Here is an 18,250-nt window from a genome sequence, read left to right on the forward strand (position 1 = left end):
AAAGAGGTGGATTACGCCTTCGGCTAATCCACCCTACGCACCCTTCCGTTACGCCATCACCCGCTGCGGCAAGAGCTCTGCGATCTGCACGGCGTTCAGCGCTGCGCCCTTGAGCAACTGATCGGCCGCCACGAACATCGAGATCGAATGGCCGGAGGGATCGCTGAGGTCCTTGCGGATGCGGCCGACCAGGACGTCGTCCTGGCCCGAAGCGTCGATCGGCATCGGGAAGTAGTTCTTGACGCGGTCGTCGACGACCTTGACGCCCGGCGCCTGGGCCATGATGGCACGAACCTGGTCCTCGCCGATCGGCTTCTCGCATTCGAAAGTGATGGCCTCGCAATGCGCGCGCAGCACCGGCACGCGGACGCAGGTGACGCCGATCGCAATCTTCTCGTCCTCGAAGATCTTGCGGGTCTCCTTGATGACCTTGGTCTCTTCGTCGTTGTAGCCGGTCTCGGGGTCGACAGCGGTGTTGTGGTTGAAGAGGTTGAACGCGTAGGGGTGCGGCATCACCTTGGGCGTATAGACCTGCCCGTTGAGATTGGCACGGGTGGACTCGACGAGCTCGTCCATCGCGGCCGCACCGGCGCCCGACGCCGCCTGGTAGGTCGAGATGATCACGCGCTTGATCCGGTTCCTCTGGTGGATAGGCCAGAGCGGCACCAGCGCGGTGATCGCGGCGCAGTTCGGGTTGGCGATGATGCCCTTGTGGTCGCGGATGCGATTGCCGTTGACCTCGGGAATCACCAGCGGGACGTTCGGGTCCATGCGGAAGGCGGAGGAGTTGTCGACGACGACGGCGCCGGCCTTGACTGCGATGGGCGCGAACTTCTTGGAGATGCCGCTGCCCGCGGAGAACAGCGCGATGTCGACGCCCTCGAAGGCGCGTTCGGTCAATTCCTCGATGACGACATCCTTGCCGCGGAACGACACCGTCTTGCCGGCGGAGCGGGCGCTGGCGAGCGCCTTGAGCTTACCGACGCGAAAGCCGCGCTTGTCCATGGTGGCGATGAATTCGGCGCCCACCGCACCGGTGACGCCGACAATCGCGACGACGGGATCGTTACTCACTGTGTCCTCCATTGAGATCGATTTAGACAACAAAAAAGCCCCGGACCTGGAAGGGCGGGGCTTCGGTAGAGCTGATGCGTTTTAGTCGACGACTACGCGCGCACGCCTCCCCGGGCCCCGAAGGCCGTGGTGGTTTTGGTCGTGCGTTTGGTGGTCGTGAACATGGTGGCGACTTATGCGGGAGAGTTTCGCGCCCGTCAATGGCTTTTCGGCGGGCTCGGGGGCTGCCGTTATTTGCCCCGCGCGCCCGGCGGCTCGAGCAGCACCTCCTTGAGGTCGTCGCCGCTGATGACGACGATCGCGAAATTGAGCCGGCCGCGCTCGCGCACCAGCCCGCCGCTGATGGCCTTGCCTGATGCCGCCTGCTCGGCGACGCGCACCGCGTCAGCCAGGCGGTGCTTGATGATGCCGAGCGCCGCGAGGTTGCTGCGATCCTCGTTGTCCAGCTCGGTCAAGGGCAGGGCGGCTTCGCCGCCAATGACCTCGCCGGTCGCCGCGTTGATGGTGGATCGCCAGATCCGGTCGTTGTGCAGGGTCTTGACCCGGTACACCGGCACGCCGGAGCCGCCGTCGAAGCTGATATCCGCCGTGGTGGCGCCGGCATGACGGGCTTCCGCGATCGCCATCGCCTGGCTGATCGAGATCGACGAAGAGCGGAAGCGCTCGATTTCGCGGCTGACGGCCTGGCGGTCCGCCGCAGCGTCCCCATCTGTCTCGCCGTGGAGGGCGGCAGGCGTCGAGCCTGCCGAGACGGTCGCGCGAACAGGTGCTGCGATGAGCAGCCCGGACAGGGCGATCGCCAGCAACCCGTATACCCCTGGTCTTGTCGCGCTCATGGTCCAAACCTTTGGCCGGCAGATCTTGAGCCGGCACATCTCGGGCCAGCAAGTCTGCCGGATGTTCGTAAAGAAATCGCGGCCGGCCTTGGGCTTCGGCCGGCCGCGGAACGTCGCTACCGGGCTGTACCCGTCGCGGCGATCCAAGCGGCCCGGTCCTCTTTTGGGGCTGGTGAAAAAAGTGGCCCGCACCGCTCTATAAACAAAACCATACCGTATCGTTTTATTTTGGTCAACGAAGCGGCCGGCGTCCGCGGGGGACAAATTGCCGGTCTCACGGAAATGTCAGCGGGAGGGGCGGCGCCGTTGCGCGGGTTTTGGTGCGCTCGGAATGCGGTCCGCCGGACCGATCGCGCCGGCCAGGAACAGCTTGATTGCCGCCCGCATCCGCTTCTCGGCGGCCTTCAGCTCCATCGGCGTCCCGAACGTCGCCATGCGGTGCGTGTGGCCGACCACGACGTCGAGGAACACCTCGGCTGCGATCGTGGTGTCGTCGACGTCAAGCGCGCCCTGCGCCACCAGATGATCGAAGAAGCGCGCGGTGGTCGCGACGGCCTTCAGCCAGCCCTCTTCCTTGCCGAGCTTGGCGACGTCGGGGAAGTTGATGGCCTGTGACGTCATCATGCGGCTGAAGGCCACGGCGTCGGGACCGCAGGTGAAATTGAGCATCTCGCGCCCGATCTCGACCAGCCGCTGTTCGACCGGGATATCGGAGGCGCTGCTGAGCTGCGTTTCTGCCGCAGCCGACAGCGGCGCCAACCAGCGCGCGATCTCACGGCGGAGAACGGCGGCAAACAGGCCGCGCTTGTCGCCGTAACGGGAATAGACGGTAGGCTTGCTGACCCGCGCGGCCTCGGCCACCGCATCGAGCGAGGTCGCGTCAAAGCCGCGATCGAGGAACAGGCGGGTGGCGACCTCGATCAGCCGCTGGTCGCGCTCGATCGCGGCGCTCTTGGTGGGCCGGCCGCCGCGCGACTTCGAGGCCTCGCGGCGTGGTGCGGCCGTTCTTGTCTTGGTCGCAGTCAATCCCATGCCCCGTGAGCCCTGCGCGTTCCTGGTAGTGATCATTGCTCTATAACGCGCAGCAACCGGGGCGTCATCGCGTTTCTGGCCGAATTGGCCATATCGTCAACGGTCTTCCACCAGCGCCGTTCCGCGATGCTGATATCACGGCATCCGCGAGGTCCAGGCCTGGCCGCCGGCCGCTTTCTCGTATCCGTATTGATAGAGCGCCCGCATATAACCGGTATCAAAGCCCTCGGACGGCGGCGCCGGGTAATCGCGCTCGATATAGGAAAGATGGAATCCGAGGTGGTTGCGCTGGGCAAAATCGTAGGTCGACAGGATGATGGAGCGCGTCTGCGATTGCGTGATGGCGGACAGGCTGCGTGAGGCGACATCGATCGTGCTGTTGGCGACCAGCTCGAAATTGCGTTCGATCTTCTTGTTGACGAGGATGTAGATATCCATCTTCGCGTTGCCGGGCAGGCGTCCCTGCAACAGCAAGGCCTCGGGCAGCGTCAGCACCGGGGCCGTCACGCCGCCATCGACATGCATCTCCTGGAATTTGCGCCCCTGGCCTTCGGCCTCGATCAGGATGGGCGGAAACACCAGGGGAATGCTGGCGGAGGCCGCCATCACGTCACGAAACAGCTTCAGCGCCTCGGGCGTGCCGACCGCGGCGATCTTGCCCATGTCCCAGATCGCGGTGCGCTGGGTGTCGAGATCGGTGGTGACGACGAGGAGCCGCCGGCCCTTGGCGTTCTCGCGCGCGACCTGGGCCATGATCTCCGGCCCGACATAGCGCGCGACGAGCTCGCGCAGCCGCGTATTGCCGAACAGGCCGGAGCCGAACAGCACGCGGATGATGCTGGGATCGCCCAAGAGGCTTTCGGCGATACCGCTGGTGTAGAGCTCGCGCAGCGTGTCGTCATATTGCGATCCGAGGAAGGCAAAGGGTGCGATCAGGCCGCCGGTGCTGACACCCGAGACAACGGAGAAGGTCGGGCGGTTGCGCGCTGCGCTCCAGCCATTGAGCACACCGACGCCGTAGGCTCCATCGGCGCCGCCGCCGGAGAGCGCCAGATAGGTTCGGCTTCCAGTCGCCTTGTCCTGCTCGAAACTGAATTTGGTGACGGGCTCGTCGGCGTAGCGCCTCAGCCCCTCGATATCGAGCACGCGCGAGCGGCTTGCATCGGCCGCCGTGTAGGGGGTGCGGGGGATCGAGGTGCAGGCGGCGAGCGCCAGGCTGCACGCCACGACCAGCGACCTGATCACGCGCTTTGTCCAGCCGTCGGAGCTGGCGGACGTGTCCGTCGAACATGGGGGGAGGGGCATCGGTCGGTGGCTGGCGATCACGCATCTACGGCCGCCGGCCATGTGCCGCGGCGTCTCGTCCAACCCCCACGGCGAAACTACACTGTATCGTTTTGTTTATCAAGCGGCTGCGGTCATCACGTCCGCGTCAACGCCGTCCCGGTCTGGGGCAACGTGCGGGTTGATCAGGCTCGCCCGACACGCAATAAGCACCGCCATGAATCCTCCCGCTACTGGTCTTCCCAATCATTTCGAGCTGCTCGCCACCGATGGCGCCGCGCGCACTGGGCGCCTGACCACGCCTCACGGCGTGGTGCGGACCCCTGCCTTTATGCCTGTCGGCACCGCCGGTGCCATGAAGGGAATGCACTGGCGCGAAGTGCGCGATGCCGGCGCCGATATCGTGCTCGGCAACACCTATCATCTGATGCTGCGTCCCGGCGCGGAGCGCATCGCCGCGCTCGGCGGTCTGCAGCGGTTCACGGGTTGGAACGGGCCGATGCTGACGGATTCCGGCGGTTTCCAGGTGATGTCGCTGGCGGACCTGCGCAAGGTCAGCGAGCACGCCGTGACCTTCCGCTCGCATATCGACGGCGCCAAGGTCGAGCTGTCGCCGGAGCGCTCGATCGAGGTGCAGCGCTTCCTCGGCTCCGACATCGCCATGCAGATGGACGAATGCGTGCGGCTGCCGGCCGAGCGCGACGACATCGAGCGCGCGATGCGGCTGTCGCTGCGCTGGGCCGAACGAAGCAAGCGCGCCTTCGAGAGCGCACCGGACGGCTACATGCTGTTCGGCATCGTGCAGGGCGGCGACGTACCGGAGCTGCGCCACGCGAGCGCGCAAGGCCTGGTCGAGATCGGCTTCCACGGTTATGCGATCGGCGGCCTTGCCGTCGGCGAGCCGCAGGCCGTGATGCTGGCGATGATCGACGAGACCGCGCCACGGCTACCGGCGGACCGGCCGCGCTACCTCATGGGTGTCGGCACGCCCGACGACATTCTCGAGGCGGTGAAGCGCGGCGTCGACATGTTCGATTGCGTGATGCCGACGCGCAATGGCCGCCACGGTGTCGCCTTCACCCGCTTCGGCCAGGTGAACTTGCGCAACGCCCGCCACGCCGACGATCCGCGTCCGCTCGACGAGGAGAGCGTGTGGCCGTCAACGCGCAATTGCGCGCGCGCCTATCTTCACCATCTCGTCAAGGCAGGCGAGACGCTGGGAGCGATGCTGCTGTCCGAAATCAATATCGCCTACTACCAGTTCCTGATGCAGGGCATCAGGGACGCGATCGCACACGGAACATTCGACGAGTTCTACCAGCGTACGCGCGAGGACTGGGCGAGGGGCGACATCGCCCCGCGCTAGGTCAGAGCATGATCCGGAAAAGTGTGAAGCGGTTTTCCGACAAGATCATGCTCCAGCAATAAAGTCAGTTGCACACGATCCGCTGCTTGACGGCATGCTTGGTCACGAAACCGTAGCCGCAATTGTCGCAGGTCCAGAGATACGAGATCATGTGGTCTGAGACGTAGGCGGATGCTTCGGCGGCGACCATGGAATCGGCGCAGACGGGACAGGTGGGCAACTCGCTGCAACGCGGATCACGCCTTGGCGCGACGGTCGACAACACTTCAGCAACTGCTGACATCGTGGTGACCTCCCTGCTTCGAGACCTAAGTCTAACATAAGCAGAATCAGTTGACGAGGTCGCAACACGAACGTGTTGATTTTTCGTAATTGCTTCTGCTTCGGCGCCTTCTTAGCGATTGTTCCGGATCTATCGCAACGCAAACAACAGTGTGCATTGCGATAAGACGCATGACATTAGGTTGATCGCATGTCGTGCAAAGCTGCTTACGGCGCCTGCACCTGCACCGGCTTTCCAATCTCGGTCATTGAACCGGGGGCGATCACGAGATAGCGGCGCGAATCCGGTGTGTCGCTCTGCACAATCTGACGGATCGGACCAAGCGCATTGACGATCGCCGATCCCGCCGGATTGGTCATGAAGCCCGCCAAGGGCTCGAGCTTGCCGCTGCCGTCGGAATGCGAGGCGAGCGCCAACACGTAGTTGTGTTTCGGCTCGAGCCCGGTCGCTGCGGCCTGCAACACCTGGGACAGACCCTGGTCGAACAGGCTGACGCTGGTCAGGGTCTTCGTGCCCTCCGAGGCTGGACCGACCGGAGCCATGGCGACATGGGCGACTTCGCCGGCAATGCCGAGCCGCTGTAAATTCGTGGCCTCAGGACTCGATGCCTCGTCCATGACGCTCATGGCGCCGTTTCCGGACTCGCGTACCGTCGGCACGGCATCGGGCACATAAGCGACGGCCTGCGGCGCCTGGCCGATCGGGATGTTCGCGACGACCCGGTTCGTGAGCGTGTCGATGGCCGTCAGCTGGTCGTCGTTTTCCAATCCGACATAAACCCGCGAGCCGTCGCCGGATGGCCAGATGCCGTGAGGCAACTTGCCGACCGGGATGGTCGCAACCTTGCTGAAGTCATCGGTGCGGTAGACCTGGATCTCGTTCAGGCCACCGACGGTGATGTAGGCGAATTGTCCATTGGCATTGCGGACGATGTTGACGTGATTGGTGATCGGCCCCGTATCCAGCGTCTTGAGCAGCTTGAAGGGCGGACGAGCGTCGAAGACCTGAGTCTTGCCGATATCCTTCAGGGTGAACCAGACTTGCGCGCCGTCAGGCGTGGCTGCGAGATCGGGACAGAACGGGCTCGCCTGCGCGACCTTTCCGACGATGGAATGATCGGCCACCGAGATGACCGCGATCTCCGGGACGAACGACGAGCAGACATAGCCGTATTTGCCGTCGGGCGAGAAGATCTGCATGCCCGGTCCGTTTGCCAGCACGATCCGGGTCTTCTCTTCGAAGCTGACGGGGTCGAGCACGGCCACGTAGTTTTCGCCGCGCACGGTCACCCAGACTTCCTTGCCGTCGGGCGTGAAGAAGACTTCATGCGGCGAGCGGCCGACATAGGTCGTGTGCTTGACCATGTTGGTCGCGGTGTCGATGAAGGTGACGGAGTTGGATCCGATCGAGACCACGGCCAGCGTGCGGTGATCGGGCGAAAACCCCATGCCGTGCACCAGCAGCTGTCCGCGATAGAGTGGGCTGAAATTCGCCGGTGAGGGCGCGCCCAGCCTGATGACGCCGAGCAGCTTGTTGTCGGCGGGATCGGTGACCGAGACAGTGTTGGAAAATTGCTCGGCGGCATAGACCCGATCGTGGTGGCTGATCGGAATGTCGGCCGCGGCCGAGGGGCCCGGCGCCTGCCCGCTCCAGGCCGGCAGGGCCGCTAAGCCGGACAGGCCAAGCGAAATTGTGAGCGCGAGAATTCGCTTCATGGCAGGTTCCCCTCCTGTTGGCGAGCTAAAGCCGCCGTCGTCGTTGCCGGCGGTGGCGGTTGATCGAGCGCAAGGCGCATGACGGCGATTTCCTGCTGCTGATCGACGATGATCTCCTGGGCGATGCGGCGCAGGGACTCATTCCGGCCGTAGCGCAATTCGGCTTGCGCCATCGCGATCGCGCCGCGGTGGTGCGGGATCATCATGGCGGAGAAGTCACGATCGACGTCGCCTGACGGCGCGATATCCATGTCGCTCATCATCCGATGCATCGCGGTCTGGTTTTCAGCCATGAAAGGCGCTTCGTCGCCGCACAGCTGCGACATCATCATGTGCGATTCCACGTGCGCGGGCTGGCCACCGAACCTGGCGCCGCCGGCGAAAGCCACCGCCGCGAGGGGCAGGGCGACTACCAAGGATTTCCACATGGGCGCTCCTGAGATGGTTACTTTGCAATCTGGCCGAGCTGCTGCAGCAGCGCGAGATTGTCTTCGAGATGCCAGTTCTCGGCGATGCGCCCGTTGGCAACCCGATAGATGTCGGTCGCGATGAAATCGATCACCTCGCCCTTGCCTTGCGCTTGCTTGAAGCGGCCGGTGAAATGCCCGTGGAAGTGCAGGTGGGTGACGACACGGTCGCCGGCGACGATCATCTGCTCGATCTCGCAGCTGAGATCGGGGATCGCCGTGCGCACGAATTTCGAGGCGGCCAGCGGACCCTGCACGCCCTGGGCGCGTCCGGGCGGCAAGGTGCGATCCATGAAATCGGGCGTCAGCGCATCGGCCGCGAGCTGCTCTTCGCCAGTATTCCAGAACGTGTCGTAGCGGCGGGCCGCGAGAATTTGCGCCTTGCTCTGCGCTTCCGGCAGGCTGGCGTCGACGATGAGCTGCCTTGGCTGGATGAGCTCGGCCGCGTGGGCGGGGAAAGCCACAGAGACGGCGACGGCAATTGCCATCGAGAGCAGCCGCTTCTTCTCCAGGGTCATTTCAGAGGAGGAATTCATCGCGAATTGTCTCAAGGGGGAAAAAGTCAGCACCTTCCGTGCATACTGCCCGCGAGGTCGCTGAGACACACCTGAAAATGTCTGCAAGCGATTGAGTATCCGTGCGAATGTGAAATCGAGGTGGGTCGATGGAAGTCGATCTGGTGTGTTGCTATTGTGATTGCACGGACGTCGGCGGCCGTGCGATCCAGACCACACGGAAAACGCCACGAATCGTCGTAACAGGGAGTTGATCATGGACGCATCGTCCAAGACGGGACGCCAGCCCGGCCGCGGCCGGATCTATGACTCGATCGTCGAGGCGTTCGGCGACACGCCGATCGTTCGCCTGCGCCGGCTGCCGGGCATGCGCGGCGTCAACGCGACGATTTTGGCAAAGCTTGAATATTTCAATCCGGCCGCAAGCGTGAAGGACCGCATCGGTGCCGCCATGATCATCGCCATGGAGAAGGCGGGCATCGTCAAGCCCGACACGGTGCTGATCGAGCCGACATCGGGCAATACCGGGATCGCGCTCGCCTTCGTCGCGGCTTCACGTGGTTACCGTCTGAAGCTGGTGATGCCGGAATCGATGTCGATCGAGCGACGCAAGATGCTGGCGTTCCTCGGCGCCGAGCTGGTGCTGACGCCGGCGGCGCAAGGCATGAAAGGCGCGATCGCGACCGCCGAAGAGCTGTTGAAGACGACGCCGAACTCGGTGATGCCGCAGCAATTCAAGAACCTCGCCAATCCCGAGGTGCATCGCCGCACGACAGCGGAGGAGATCTGGAACGACACCGCTGGCAATATCGACTACTTCGTCGCCGGCGTCGGCACCGGCGGCACCATCACCGGCGTCGGTCAGGTGCTGAAGCCGCGCAAGGCGTCCTTGCGCGTGGTGGCCGTCGAGCCCGAGGAGAGCCCGGTGCTGTCGGGCGGCACGCACACGCCGCACAAGATCCAGGGCATCGGCGCGGGCTTCGTGCCCGACATTCTCGACCGCTCCGTGATCGACGAGATCGTGAAGATCAATTCGACGACCGCGATCGAAACGTCGAGGGCGCTGGCGCGATATGAGGGCATTCCGGGCGGCATCTCCTCCGGTGCTGCGATCGCCGCAGCGCTCGAGATCGGCAAGCGGCCGGAAGCTGCGGGGAAAACCATTCTGGCTATCGTGCCGTCGTTCTCGGAGCGCTATCTTTCGACGGCATTGTTTGAAGGGATCTGAGCGATGGCGGATCAACCGAGGCGGCCGCGGACATTGGGTGACGCGCGCACAGAAGCCGAAGCGGCATTCAAGAAGGTGACCGCCAAGGTCGCGGCGCCGGTGCCAAAGCAGAATGTGGCGCCGGGTATCAAGGAGCAGGTCACGCTGCGCATCGATCAGGACGTGCTGGAGTTCTTCCAGGAAGGCGGCCCCGGCTGGCAGGACCGCATCAACGAGGCGTTGCGCAAGGCGGCGGGGAAGTAGATCTCCGCGGGCCAAGACCTTCGCATGGGGCGCATCTCCATCCTCGTCATTGCGAGGAGCTCTTGCGACGAAGCAATCCAGACTGCTTCGGCTTAGGGACTCTGGATTGCTTCGCTGCGCTCGCAGTGACGGAGTTTGCGGCGACATTGTTGCACCAAAGAAAGCCCGGCGTGAGCCGGGCTTTTGTATTTGGGATAGGCGTCTGCCTCAGCGGCGGAACATGCCGCCCATCATGCCACCGACCACGCCGCCCATGAAGGCCGCGCCGGCGTCGCCGCCACCGCTGTGTCGGGGGGCAGGTGCGCTCTGCTGGGGCGCGGCGCGCCGGGCCGGCTTCGGGCTGTCGTCGCTCGCGGTCGTGGTCGAGGCCACGATCTCGGACAGTAGGGCCTTGTGCTGCAGTTTGTTGAGGAACCCGGTCGACGGATAACCGCGGGCGGCCTGCCAGCGCTTGAGCACCGCCCGGGTGTCGTCGTTGAACGCACCGGTTACTTTGGTGTCGAAGCCGAGCCCGTTGAGGCGGCGCTGCACGTCGCGGCGCTGACCCTTGTCGAGGCCGATCTGGTCCTCGGTGAGCTGGCTGGCGTCGTCGGTGAATGTCGCGGGATCGACACCGGCATTGAGGTTGCGGGTGGTGGTCGACGGACCATTCTGGATCGCCGCGAGCCGCGCCATTGCCAGCGGCTTGAACTGACCATTGGGATAAGCGGACAGGTAGGCGTTGAGCTCTTCCGGCTTGTTGGATTCCTTTACCGAGCGCCAGAACTCGACTTCAGCCTCGGAGTTGCCGGCCGCCGTGGCTGGCGCGGCAGTTGCCGTCGGGGCTGCATTGGCGACTTGGGTGGTCGGCGCCTGGTTGAGATAGACGGCACCGATCAAATTGGTGTGGCCCCAGGGAAGCTGGCCCTTGTGGGTCTCTTCATTGACCTGCGCACGCACCGAGGTCATCGCCTGCTGGATCTCTACGCCGGGCTTGGTGATGTTGTCGATCAGCGCACGGGTGAACGGGCTGTTGTTGCCCTCCTGACCGTCGAGCGCAGTCTGGCCGGGGCCAGTAGCGAACGCGATCAGCGTGCCTTCGCCCGACTTCATCTCGGCAAGACCGCTGCCGACATTGACGCTGCGGGTGGCCGAGTTCGACTTGATCTTGGCGGCGAAGGGGTTGTCGCGGCAAGCATCGAGGAACACGAGCTTGACCTTGGCATCGCCCATGGTCTGGTCGAGCGTCAGGTCGATGTTGATGGCGGCGCCGAGCTTGACGTCCATCTCCGATTTGATGTCGGCATCGACGGGCAGCAGATAGTTGGTGCCGCCGACGGCAATGCCGTGGCCGGCATAATAGAACACGGCGATGTCGGAGCCTTGGGCCTTGCGGCCGAAGTCGAGCAGCTTCTCGGTCATCTGGTCGCGGGTGAGGTTGGATCCCTCGATCACCTCGAAACCGACATTGCGCAACGTCGATGCCATCGCCTTGGCGTCGATCGGCGGGTTCGGCAATTGCGCGACGTTCTTGTAGGCGCCGTTGCCGACGACAAAGGCGACGCGGCGGTCGGCCTTGGCGGCGCTGACCGACAGCGCCATGCACATCAGCGAAACGATGATGATGAGAGTGCGCATCTGAAATCCCCAATAGAATCGAATGACAAGCAACAACAGATTGGTGTCGAACCTACACGAAAGCGCCTGGCCTCGCGCCAGCAAAACGACCGATCACGCAACTGACCCAACCCGCTGCTCTGTGATCGAATGTGCACGATGGAATGCCCCTCCAACGTGATCCAAATCACGCTCGACCACTTGGATGTGTCGCAGCAGTCCGCGCGCCGGTTCACCGTGCGCGGGCGGGAACCGGCGCTGGCGGCTTCAAATTAAGGAGATTGCCGCACAGGATCAGGGCCGCGCCAAACACGGTCCAGGCATCGAGCCGCTCGGAATAGAGCAGCCAGCCGGCGGTCGCGGTGAGGGGAACCCGCAGGAAGTCCATGGGAACGACGATTGTGGCGTCAGCGTAGCGCAGCGCACTGGCGAGGCAGTAGTGCGAGAAAGTGCCGCAGACCCCGATGACAAACAGCCAGCCCCACAGTGTCGGCGACGGCCAGGTCCAGACGTAGACCGTCGGCAATAAGCCCATCACCATCTGGACCACAATCATCCAGAACAGGATCGACAAGGCGCTCTCGGTCCGGGTCAGCGACTTCGCCAAAGCCATCGAAATGCTGAATCCGATCGCAGCCCCGAGCGCGATCAACTGGCCCGGATTGATCTCGCCGGTAGCGGGTCGGACGATCATGACGACGCCGACGATGCCGAGCACGACGGCGGCGATCTTCCAGAGCGTCATCCGCTCGGACAGGAACGTCGCGGCGAGCAACGCCGTCCAGATCGGCATCGTGAACTCGATCGCGACGACCTGGCCGATTCCGATCAGCATCAGCGCGTAGAACCAGCCGAGCTGCGCAAAATAATGCACGCCGTTACGCGCCAGATGCTGGGGCAGGCGCCTGGTCGCAACCGCCTTGAAGCCGCCTGCGCGGTAAATGATCGGCAGCAGCAGCGTGAAGCCGATCAGCGAGCGGACCTCCATGATTTCAAAGACGTTGAGGAAGCGGGTGGTCTCACGGCCGGCAACCGCCATGACCAGCATCAGGGACAGCCAGCCGGCCATCCACAGTGCAGCCATCGATTTCGACGGTGTTGGGCTCATCGGTGCGGGCAGGACATCGAACCAGGGGGGGAGGCCGGTATCGGCGACATCGGCGGTGTTTGCAACGGCCAAATCTGCCGGTGCAGCGATGCGCGGCGGCGGCGCCAAGGTCGAGATCGAGACCACGGCATCCGTGCCGAATTCATCAGATCCTGCGCAAAAAAATCGACCCGGCGAGGTCGCCGGGTCGATGATCGTATCGCCGTGCAGCCGTCCTATCTCGAGAGCGAGATATTGGCGCCGCGGAACTGGCTGTCCGCGCGCATCGTGACGCTCTGCTTGTTGCCGCTGGTTCTCAACGCGATGTTGGCGTTGAAGCCGGCGGCAGAGGCGACCACCTCGAAGTTCCCGCCGCCGCCGCGGCCCTGAAGCGAGCCGGAGATGTTGCGGCTGGCTTCGGACCAGCTGCCGGTGATCGCGCTCCCCTCGGCCTTCACGCTGGCGGACAGGTTGAACTTGTAGGCGTCGCTGGCACAGGTCAGCGACATCTCCATGGTCGGTCCGATCGGGGCGTACTTGGCCCGGCAACGGATGCGTTCCGTCGATCCGTCCTCAAGGCTGACGGTGCCGCCGCCGCTCCAGCTGCCTGCCAGAGGTGCGAAGGGGCCGGCCTGGGCCTTGCTCTCCGAGCTGGTGGCAACAGCTGTCACCAACAAAACGGCGGCCGCCATGAGCAGCCGCCGGTTGAGGACGTTGATTCCGAATTGCTTATTGGCGCGATGCTTCCCACCGCCCGCTGCATGGTATGCCTGCAGATGCTCCATTCCACTTCCCCGATCCGGCGTTGCCGCTGAGTTGACCGTTGGCATATGCACCATTGATCGAAACTTTCACAAGACCCCCACTGCCGATGGTGCCGGAAACGTTAGCGCCAGGCGCGGTGATCTTGCCGTCGGCAACCGTCAGCATGGAGCTTGCGGTCGCCTCGCAGGAACCGGTCTTGGTCACAATGGTGACTTGCCAGTTGCCGTCGTAGGGAGTCTGGGCGAAAGCGGGGGCGGCGAGGGTGGCGGTAATAACTGAAGCGGCACAGAACGCCGCGATGCGACCAAAACGCATGAATTCCGTCCTTGAATGTGTCTGATATGCTGACCGTTATTCGGGCCAAATGTGACGGAAATTTGGTGCAATGCAAAGTCGAAAATTGTTCCTTTGAGAACAATGGTTTATTTGCGTTTTTGGCTCCATTTTTTGAAGCAGAATCAATGCGGCCTCACGTTAATCGTTAACGTGAGAGCGACTCAGGAAAGGCTTCCTAGGAAAGACTCGGCGCCGAGGTCGCGAATTGCTCGTCCTGACTTTTGGCCGGCAGCGCCTTGTGGACCTTGGCGTAGTCGATTACGTCGGCAAGCAGCTTGAGCCCGAGCGGGGCCAGCGCACGTTCCCAGAGCTCGCGGGCGGTCTCGCCCTTCTTCACGAAGCACCAATCCTGCGCGGCGATGGCGCCGGCGTCCATGCGGTCGGCAAGGTGATAGATCGTGCCGCCGGCGATCGGGTCGCCTTCCTTGATGGTCCATTCCACCGCGGCCTTGCCGCGATGGCGCGGCAGCAACGAGGGGTGATAGCCGATCCCGCCGAGCTTGCTGGCTGCAAGCGCGTCCTTGCCGATCCGGGCATGGCTATGGGCCGTAATGATCAGATCGGTCTCAGGGGCGATCTCGGAGGCCACCACCAGCTTCGGATTGGCCTGCACCACCACCTCGATGCCGGCAGCCTTGGCAGTCGCGGCCAGGCGGTCGTCTGCGTCGGCCACCACGACCCGCACAATCGAGACGCCGTGCTCGCGGAGCATGTTCAGGGTGGTCACGCCGAAATGGCGGGAGCCGACGAGGGTGATGCGCATGGGGGTCTGTTCCGTCTCGCAGCTGCGTCATCTCCCGATAACACGTCCGGACGCCCTGTCACCACCCGCGCGGCATTTGCGCCGGTTATCAACAATGCGGGCGTGCACAAGGCCGATGAACTCGGCGATTGCGCCGTGCGCCATTCCGGTGCTTCCATATGGGCACCGCGACCTGAGCCGGAGCCAGCATATGCGTTGCGCGTTGTCTGTCATTTTCGCGACACTGATGGTGGCGGCTTCGGCCCACGCCGGTGGACTATACCCGGCCATCCCGCCCGAAATCGGCGTGGCGCCGTTTATTGGCCCGACCTGGGACGGCTATCGCTGCGCTGAAGGCACGATCTACAATTTCTACCACGACGCCTATTACGGCGAGGAGCCGCCGGCGCTCCATCGCGGCTACGCCTACAGACCGTATTACCGCTACAGCGCTTATCGGAAATGGCCGCGCAAATACTTCTGCGTCACGGACTGAGCGTTGCCGCAGCGCCACGGTCGGCGGCAAATGATCGATGCGACGGTTCCTGTGTCTGGTTTTTAACAGAGCAATCCATCGTGTGCGGTTAGACTCCGCGCCAACCGGGGCTGGTCAGATTTCATTCCGGATCCGTTTTTGAACCCGGCTTGGGCCGCTGGCACGTTCGCCAGCGGCCTTTTCGTTGTCCGCCGCACCGGATCATCAAACGGTAACACGTTCTCAACCTCGTTGTCGTATCGACGAATCCGTCGCGGATTTGTATTGCGTACCGCGACACCAAAAATGTTCCGCCGGCGTGGGTGCGCCGCGCGGGCATTTTTGCCGGGACCGATGTCATGTCGAACGCAATTGCGCAGATCGTGGACGCCTATGTGCGGCTGAAGAACCGCCGTGGCCTCGACGAGCTGATGATGCACAGGCAGCGGCTCGCCGTCGATCTGAAGAGCAGGTCGGGTGCCTACGATTTCAGCCTGCCGATCAGCAAGATCGACGAGGAGATCGCAATCATCGAGGAAGGCCTCAGCCGCCTGAAGGCTGAAGCCACCGACACCGGCACAACGCGTCCGATCTGACGCTTAGTCGCGCCGTCCGCCGTCGATCACGGTGAACAACGGCCGCGCCGGGGTCGGCTCGACCAGCAATTCCTCCACCAGCGCGGTGGCCGCGTCGACATATTTGCGCGTGGGCTTGTCGAGCTCGCGTTTGGCCTCGTCATCAAGCGCGACCTTTGCGGCTTCGACCAGCTTGCGCATCCGCGCCGCGTGGTCGTCGCCTGCCGTCAGCGTCGCACGTGCCAGCGAGCGCAGCACGAACAGCTCGCCTTCGAGGCGAAGCAGGCGGTCGTTGAGCCGGGTGAGGACAGCGTTGAGGTCGGCCATAACGTTCAGTTAATTGGCGTGCGGTTCGTTGCAGGGATCCTGACCGGTCTAGCTGTCATCGGTGAACGGAGTGCAAATACCGAAGGCGCAATTGGGCCGATCTTGCCCGGGATCAAGCCGCATTTCGCGCCAGATAGTCGCGCGCGAAGGCCAGATACCAGTCGAGGCAGGCCGGATTGGCCATCGCCTCCTTGTTGATGACCTTCTCGACGGGGTGGCCGAGCAGCAGCTTCTTGATCGGCAGCTCCTGCTTCTTGCCCGACAGCGTGCGCGGGATCTCGGCGACCGCAAAGATCTCGTTCGGCAGGAATCGGCGTGAGAGGCCCGCCTCGATCGCCTTGTTGATCTTCGCCTGCATCGCGCCATCGAAGGCGACGCCCTCGCGCAGCACCACGAATAACGGCATGTAACTCTCGCGCCCGAGATATTCGAGGTCGACGACGAGGCTGTCGAGCACCTCCGGCAGTGCCTCGATCGCGGAATAGAGCTCGCTCGTGCCCATGCGCAGGCCATGCCGGTTGATCGTCGCATCGCTGCGGCCGTAGATCACGCAAGAGCCATCCGGGTTGACCTTGAGCCAGTCACCGTGCCGCCACACCGGGCCGCGGCCGCTGCCGTCGAAATTATCAGGATAGGTCTCGAAATAACTCGCGAGATAGCGCGCGTTGCCCTTGTCGTTCCAGAAATAGAGCGGCATCGACGGCATCGGTTCGGTGCAGACGAGCTCCCCGACCTCGTCGATCACGGCGCGCCCCTGTTCGCTGAAGGCTTCCACGGCGGCGCCGAGCAGGCGGCACTGCATTGCGCCTGGCGTCTGCGGCAATTCCCTGTTGCCGCCGATGAAGGCGCCGGCGAAATCGGTGCCGCCGGAGATGTTCGCCCACCAGATGTCGGCTTGCGCCTCGCTGCCATTGGTTTTCGACAATGCCGCGAAACGCGCGTTGAACCAGGCTTGCGTGTCGGCACTGAGCGGCGAGCCGGTCGAGCCTAGGCAGCGCAGACGTGAGAGATCGCCGGCGTCCGCGAGACCGATCTCGGCCTTGGCGCAATTGGCGAAGAACGCCGCGCCCGCGCCGAAGAAGGTCGCTTTCGACTGCGCCACGAAGCGCCACAGCGTGGTCCAATCGGGCTTGTCCTTGGTGCCGCCGGGGCTGCCGTCGAAAATGCAGCAGGTCGTGCCGCTCAGCAGGCCACCGACCTGGCTGTTCCACATGATCCAGCCCGTCGACGAGTACCAATGATAGCGCTCGCCGAAGGAATTTGCGTGATAGGAGCAGCCGATGTCGTTGTGCAGCCCCAAGAGCGCCAGCACGACGATGACGATGCCGCCATGGCCGTGCACGATTGGCTTTGGCAGGCCGGTGGTACCGCTGGAATAGACGATCCAGAGCGGATGATCGAACGGCAGCCACGTCGGCTCGAACGCATCGACTGCGGCGTCCGTCCTTGCGGTGATATCGGAGAGCACGGCGTCAGGCGCTGCAGCCGCTTCGCTGTGCAGGATGACATGCTCGACCGTCGGCAGCGACCGCCGCAACTCGGCGACGACGTCCTTACGATCGTGCCTGCGTCCGGCATAGGTGACGGCGTCGCAGGCGATCAGCGCCTTTGGCTCGATCTGCTTGAAGCGGTCGATGACGGCAGGCGCGGCCATGTCGGGCGCGCAGACGCTCCAGACCGCGCCAATGCTGGCGCTCGCAAGAAATGCGATGATGGTCTCGGGAATGTTGGGAAGGTAGGCCGCGATGCGATCGCCGGGCTTGATCCCCTTGTCCTTCAAATGCAGCGCGAGCGCCGCCGCTTTGCGCCTCAGCTCCGGCCAGCTGGTTTCCGTGAGCTTGCCGTCCTCGCCGCTGGAGACGATCGCGGGCAGGCCGGCGGCTTCAGCCGCGTCGACATGCCGGAACACCTGCCGCGCATAGTTCACCTGAGCGCCGGGAAACCACACCGCGCCGGGCATCTTGCGCTCGGTGATGACAGCCGCAAACGGCGTCGGCGATTGCAGATCGTAATAGTCCCAGATGCTGCGCCAGAACGCATCGAGATCGCGCACCGACCATTGCCGCATCTCCTCGTAAGTCGAAAAGGTCAGGCCGCGTTGCGCGGCGAGCCAATTGCGGTAGAGGGCGATCTGCGGGACGAAAGGTGCGGTCATCTTTTATCGGCTTTTGTTGCGGGGAGCTGAACTTAGCCGGTGTCGCTCCTCAGCAAAAGCCGCACGTTGCCCGCCGAATGGCAGGCATGACATCGCGATCGCGGCGCCCCTTCGGCCGGCCGCCGATGCCGCACCCACCGTTGATCTAC

20 protein-coding genes are annotated in these 18,250 nt (G+C 63.8%); 5 read left to right on the plus strand and 15 right to left on the minus strand.

Annotated features, from left to right (window positions below):
* Nucleotides 1-48: 48 nt before the first annotated feature.
* The 4 genes from XH91_RS17330 to XH91_RS17345 all read right to left on the minus strand — a co-directional run bounded on the left by XH91_RS17330 (nt 49) and on the right by XH91_RS17345 (nt 4,247).
* Nucleotides 49-1,086, minus strand: a complete 1,038-nt coding sequence (locus XH91_RS17330) for an aspartate-semialdehyde dehydrogenase (RefSeq protein WP_128951693.1) — start codon at nt 1,084-1,086, stop codon at nt 49-51.
* 218 nt (nt 1,087-1,304) lie between these two features.
* Complete coding sequence (locus tag XH91_RS17335; RefSeq protein WP_164933869.1) at nt 1,305-1,910, minus strand: PepSY domain-containing protein; 606 nt, start codon at nt 1,908-1,910, stop codon at nt 1,305-1,307.
* A gap of 285 nt (nt 1,911-2,195) precedes the next feature.
* A complete protein-coding gene (locus tag XH91_RS17340; RefSeq protein ID WP_128951694.1) occupies nt 2,196-2,942 on the minus strand; it encodes a TetR/AcrR family transcriptional regulator in 747 nt (248 codons plus the stop codon).
* Nucleotides 2,943-3,077: 135 nt separating this feature from the next.
* Nucleotides 3,078-4,247, minus strand: coding sequence for a patatin-like phospholipase family protein (locus XH91_RS17345; RefSeq protein ID WP_128951695.1), 1,170 nt, complete (start codon nt 4,245-4,247; stop codon nt 3,078-3,080).
* Nucleotides 4,248-4,443: 196 nt separating this feature from the next.
* Here XH91_RS17345 and tgt point away from each other — a divergent pair, with 196 nt between their 5' ends.
* Entirely contained in the window at nt 4,444-5,592 is a 1,149-nt protein-coding gene (gene tgt, locus XH91_RS17350) for a tRNA guanosine(34) transglycosylase Tgt (RefSeq protein ID WP_128951696.1), read from the plus strand.
* A gap of 64 nt (nt 5,593-5,656) precedes the next feature.
* On the opposite strand, the gene XH91_RS17355 is transcribed toward tgt, so the two are convergent.
* The 4 genes from XH91_RS17355 to XH91_RS17370 all read right to left on the minus strand — a co-directional run bounded on the left by XH91_RS17355 (nt 5,657) and on the right by XH91_RS17370 (nt 8,830).
* On the minus strand, nt 5,657-5,875 hold the full coding sequence (locus XH91_RS17355; protein WP_128951697.1) for a hypothetical protein: 219 nt from the start codon (nt 5,873-5,875) through the stop codon (nt 5,657-5,659).
* A gap of 206 nt (nt 5,876-6,081) precedes the next feature.
* A complete protein-coding gene (locus XH91_RS17360) occupies nt 6,082-7,590 on the minus strand; it encodes a YncE family protein (RefSeq protein WP_128951698.1) in 1,509 nt (502 codons plus the stop codon).
* A complete protein-coding gene (locus tag XH91_RS17365) occupies nt 7,587-8,018 on the minus strand; it encodes a DUF305 domain-containing protein (protein WP_128951699.1) in 432 nt (143 codons plus the stop codon). Before XH91_RS17365 ends, XH91_RS17360 begins: the two co-directional genes overlap by 4 nt.
* Before the next feature lie 17 nt (nt 8,019-8,035).
* Nucleotides 8,036-8,830 carry an ester cyclase gene (locus tag XH91_RS17370; RefSeq protein WP_245477134.1) on the minus strand — a complete coding sequence of 265 codons (795 nt, stop codon included), beginning with the start codon at nt 8,828-8,830 and terminating at the stop codon, nt 8,036-8,038.
* Between XH91_RS17370 and cysK the strand changes: the two genes are divergently transcribed.
* Together cysK and XH91_RS17380 are read left to right on the plus strand one after the other, a co-directional pair.
* Entirely contained in the window at nt 8,829-9,800 is a 972-nt protein-coding gene (cysK, locus tag XH91_RS17375) for a cysteine synthase A (RefSeq protein WP_128951700.1), read from the plus strand. The two genes, XH91_RS17370 and cysK, sit on opposite strands and share 2 nt — an antisense overlap.
* Before the next feature lie 3 nt (nt 9,801-9,803).
* Nucleotides 9,804-10,043 carry a BrnA antitoxin family protein gene (locus XH91_RS17380; protein ID WP_128951701.1) on the plus strand — a complete coding sequence of 80 codons (240 nt, stop codon included), beginning with the start codon at nt 9,804-9,806 and terminating at the stop codon, nt 10,041-10,043.
* A 207-nt stretch (nt 10,044-10,250) separates the two neighbouring features.
* Here the strand turns inward: XH91_RS17380 and XH91_RS17385 are convergent, their stop codons facing one another.
* The 5 genes from XH91_RS17385 to XH91_RS17405 form a co-directional block, all read right to left on the minus strand.
* Entirely contained in the window at nt 10,251-11,660 is a 1,410-nt protein-coding gene (locus XH91_RS17385; RefSeq protein WP_128951702.1) for a caspase family protein, read from the minus strand.
* 211 nt (nt 11,661-11,871) lie between these two features.
* Nucleotides 11,872-12,747, minus strand: a complete 876-nt coding sequence (locus XH91_RS17390) for a DMT family transporter (protein ID WP_128954881.1) — start codon at nt 12,745-12,747, stop codon at nt 11,872-11,874.
* Nucleotides 12,748-12,962: 215 nt separating this feature from the next.
* Nucleotides 12,963-13,511 (minus strand): hypothetical protein, encoded by a 549-nt coding sequence (locus XH91_RS17395; protein ID WP_164933854.1) that lies wholly within the window; start codon nt 13,509-13,511, stop codon nt 12,963-12,965.
* Nucleotides 13,456-13,806, minus strand: coding sequence for a hypothetical protein (locus XH91_RS17400; RefSeq protein ID WP_128951704.1), 351 nt, complete (start codon nt 13,804-13,806; stop codon nt 13,456-13,458). The genes XH91_RS17395 and XH91_RS17400 overlap by 56 nt, the downstream gene beginning before the upstream one ends.
* Nucleotides 13,807-14,002: 196 nt before the next feature.
* Nucleotides 14,003-14,590, minus strand: a complete 588-nt coding sequence (locus tag XH91_RS17405) for a formyltransferase family protein (protein WP_128951705.1) — start codon at nt 14,588-14,590, stop codon at nt 14,003-14,005.
* 202 nt (nt 14,591-14,792) lie between these two features.
* Between XH91_RS17405 and XH91_RS17410 the strand changes: the two genes are divergently transcribed.
* Nucleotides 14,793-15,065, plus strand: coding sequence for a hypothetical protein (locus XH91_RS17410; protein WP_245470819.1), 273 nt, complete (start codon nt 14,793-14,795; stop codon nt 15,063-15,065).
* A 338-nt stretch (nt 15,066-15,403) separates the two neighbouring features.
* Entirely contained in the window at nt 15,404-15,640 is a 237-nt protein-coding gene (locus tag XH91_RS17415) for a hypothetical protein (RefSeq protein WP_128951707.1), read from the plus strand.
* 3 nt (nt 15,641-15,643) lie between these two features.
* On the opposite strand, the gene XH91_RS17420 is transcribed toward XH91_RS17415, so the two are convergent.
* Both XH91_RS17420 and XH91_RS17425 read right to left on the minus strand, forming a co-directional pair.
* Nucleotides 15,644-15,946, minus strand: coding sequence for a hypothetical protein (locus XH91_RS17420; RefSeq protein ID WP_011087444.1), 303 nt, complete (start codon nt 15,944-15,946; stop codon nt 15,644-15,646).
* A 112-nt stretch (nt 15,947-16,058) separates the two neighbouring features.
* Nucleotides 16,059-18,101, minus strand: coding sequence for an acetoacetate--CoA ligase (locus tag XH91_RS17425; RefSeq protein ID WP_128951708.1), 2,043 nt, complete (start codon nt 18,099-18,101; stop codon nt 16,059-16,061).
* Nucleotides 18,102-18,250: the final 149 nt, after the last annotated feature.

The sequence above is a fragment of the Bradyrhizobium guangzhouense genome, assembly GCF_004114955.1.
In the GTDB taxonomy this organism is placed as follows: domain Bacteria; phylum Pseudomonadota; class Alphaproteobacteria; order Rhizobiales; family Xanthobacteraceae; genus Bradyrhizobium; species Bradyrhizobium guangzhouense.

Excerpts from the sequence above, each read along its gene's own strand:
- XH91_RS17415 (WP_128951707.1), top strand. The coding sequence starts at position 15,404 with ATGTCGAACGCAATTGCGCAGATCGTGGACGCCTATGTGCGGCTGAAG.
- XH91_RS17365 (WP_128951699.1), bottom strand. The coding sequence starts at position 8,018 with ATGTGGAAATCCTTGGTAGTCGCCCTGCCCCTCGCGGCGGTGGCTTTC.
- XH91_RS17405 (WP_128951705.1), bottom strand. The coding sequence starts at position 14,590 with ATGCGCATCACCCTCGTCGGCTCCCGCCATTTCGGCGTGACCACCCTG.
- XH91_RS17335 (WP_164933869.1), bottom strand. The coding sequence starts at position 1,910 with ATGAGCGCGACAAGACCAGGGGTATACGGGTTGCTGGCGATCGCCCTG.
- XH91_RS17425 (WP_128951708.1), bottom strand. The coding sequence starts at position 18,101 with ATGACCGCACCTTTCGTCCCGCAGATCGCCCTCTACCGCAATTGGCTC.
- XH91_RS17330 (WP_128951693.1), bottom strand. The coding sequence starts at position 1,086 with ATGGAGGACACAGTGAGTAACGATCCCGTCGTCGCGATTGTCGGCGTC.
- XH91_RS17380 (WP_128951701.1), top strand. The coding sequence starts at position 9,804 with ATGGCGGATCAACCGAGGCGGCCGCGGACATTGGGTGACGCGCGCACA.
- XH91_RS17390 (WP_128954881.1), bottom strand. The coding sequence starts at position 12,747 with ATGAGCCCAACACCGTCGAAATCGATGGCTGCACTGTGGATGGCCGGC.
- XH91_RS17360 (WP_128951698.1), bottom strand. The coding sequence starts at position 7,590 with ATGAAGCGAATTCTCGCGCTCACAATTTCGCTTGGCCTGTCCGGCTTA.
- XH91_RS17400 (WP_128951704.1), bottom strand. The coding sequence starts at position 13,806 with ATGCGTTTTGGTCGCATCGCGGCGTTCTGTGCCGCTTCAGTTATTACC.
- XH91_RS17385 (WP_128951702.1), bottom strand. The coding sequence starts at position 11,660 with ATGCGCACTCTCATCATCATCGTTTCGCTGATGTGCATGGCGCTGTCG.
- XH91_RS17340 (WP_128951694.1), bottom strand. The coding sequence starts at position 2,942 with ATGGGATTGACTGCGACCAAGACAAGAACGGCCGCACCACGCCGCGAG.
- XH91_RS17395 (WP_164933854.1), bottom strand. The coding sequence starts at position 13,511 with ATGGAGCATCTGCAGGCATACCATGCAGCGGGCGGTGGGAAGCATCGC.
- cysK (WP_128951700.1), top strand. The coding sequence starts at position 8,829 with ATGGACGCATCGTCCAAGACGGGACGCCAGCCCGGCCGCGGCCGGATC.
- XH91_RS17345 (WP_128951695.1), bottom strand. The coding sequence starts at position 4,247 with ATGCCCCTCCCCCCATGTTCGACGGACACGTCCGCCAGCTCCGACGGC.
- XH91_RS17420 (WP_011087444.1), bottom strand. The coding sequence starts at position 15,946 with ATGGCCGACCTCAACGCTGTCCTCACCCGGCTCAACGACCGCCTGCTT.
- XH91_RS17370 (WP_245477134.1), bottom strand. The coding sequence starts at position 8,830 with ATGATCAACTCCCTGTTACGACGATTCGTGGCGTTTTCCGTGTGGTCT.
- tgt (WP_128951696.1), top strand. The coding sequence starts at position 4,444 with ATGAATCCTCCCGCTACTGGTCTTCCCAATCATTTCGAGCTGCTCGCC.
- XH91_RS17355 (WP_128951697.1), bottom strand. The coding sequence starts at position 5,875 with ATGTCAGCAGTTGCTGAAGTGTTGTCGACCGTCGCGCCAAGGCGTGAT.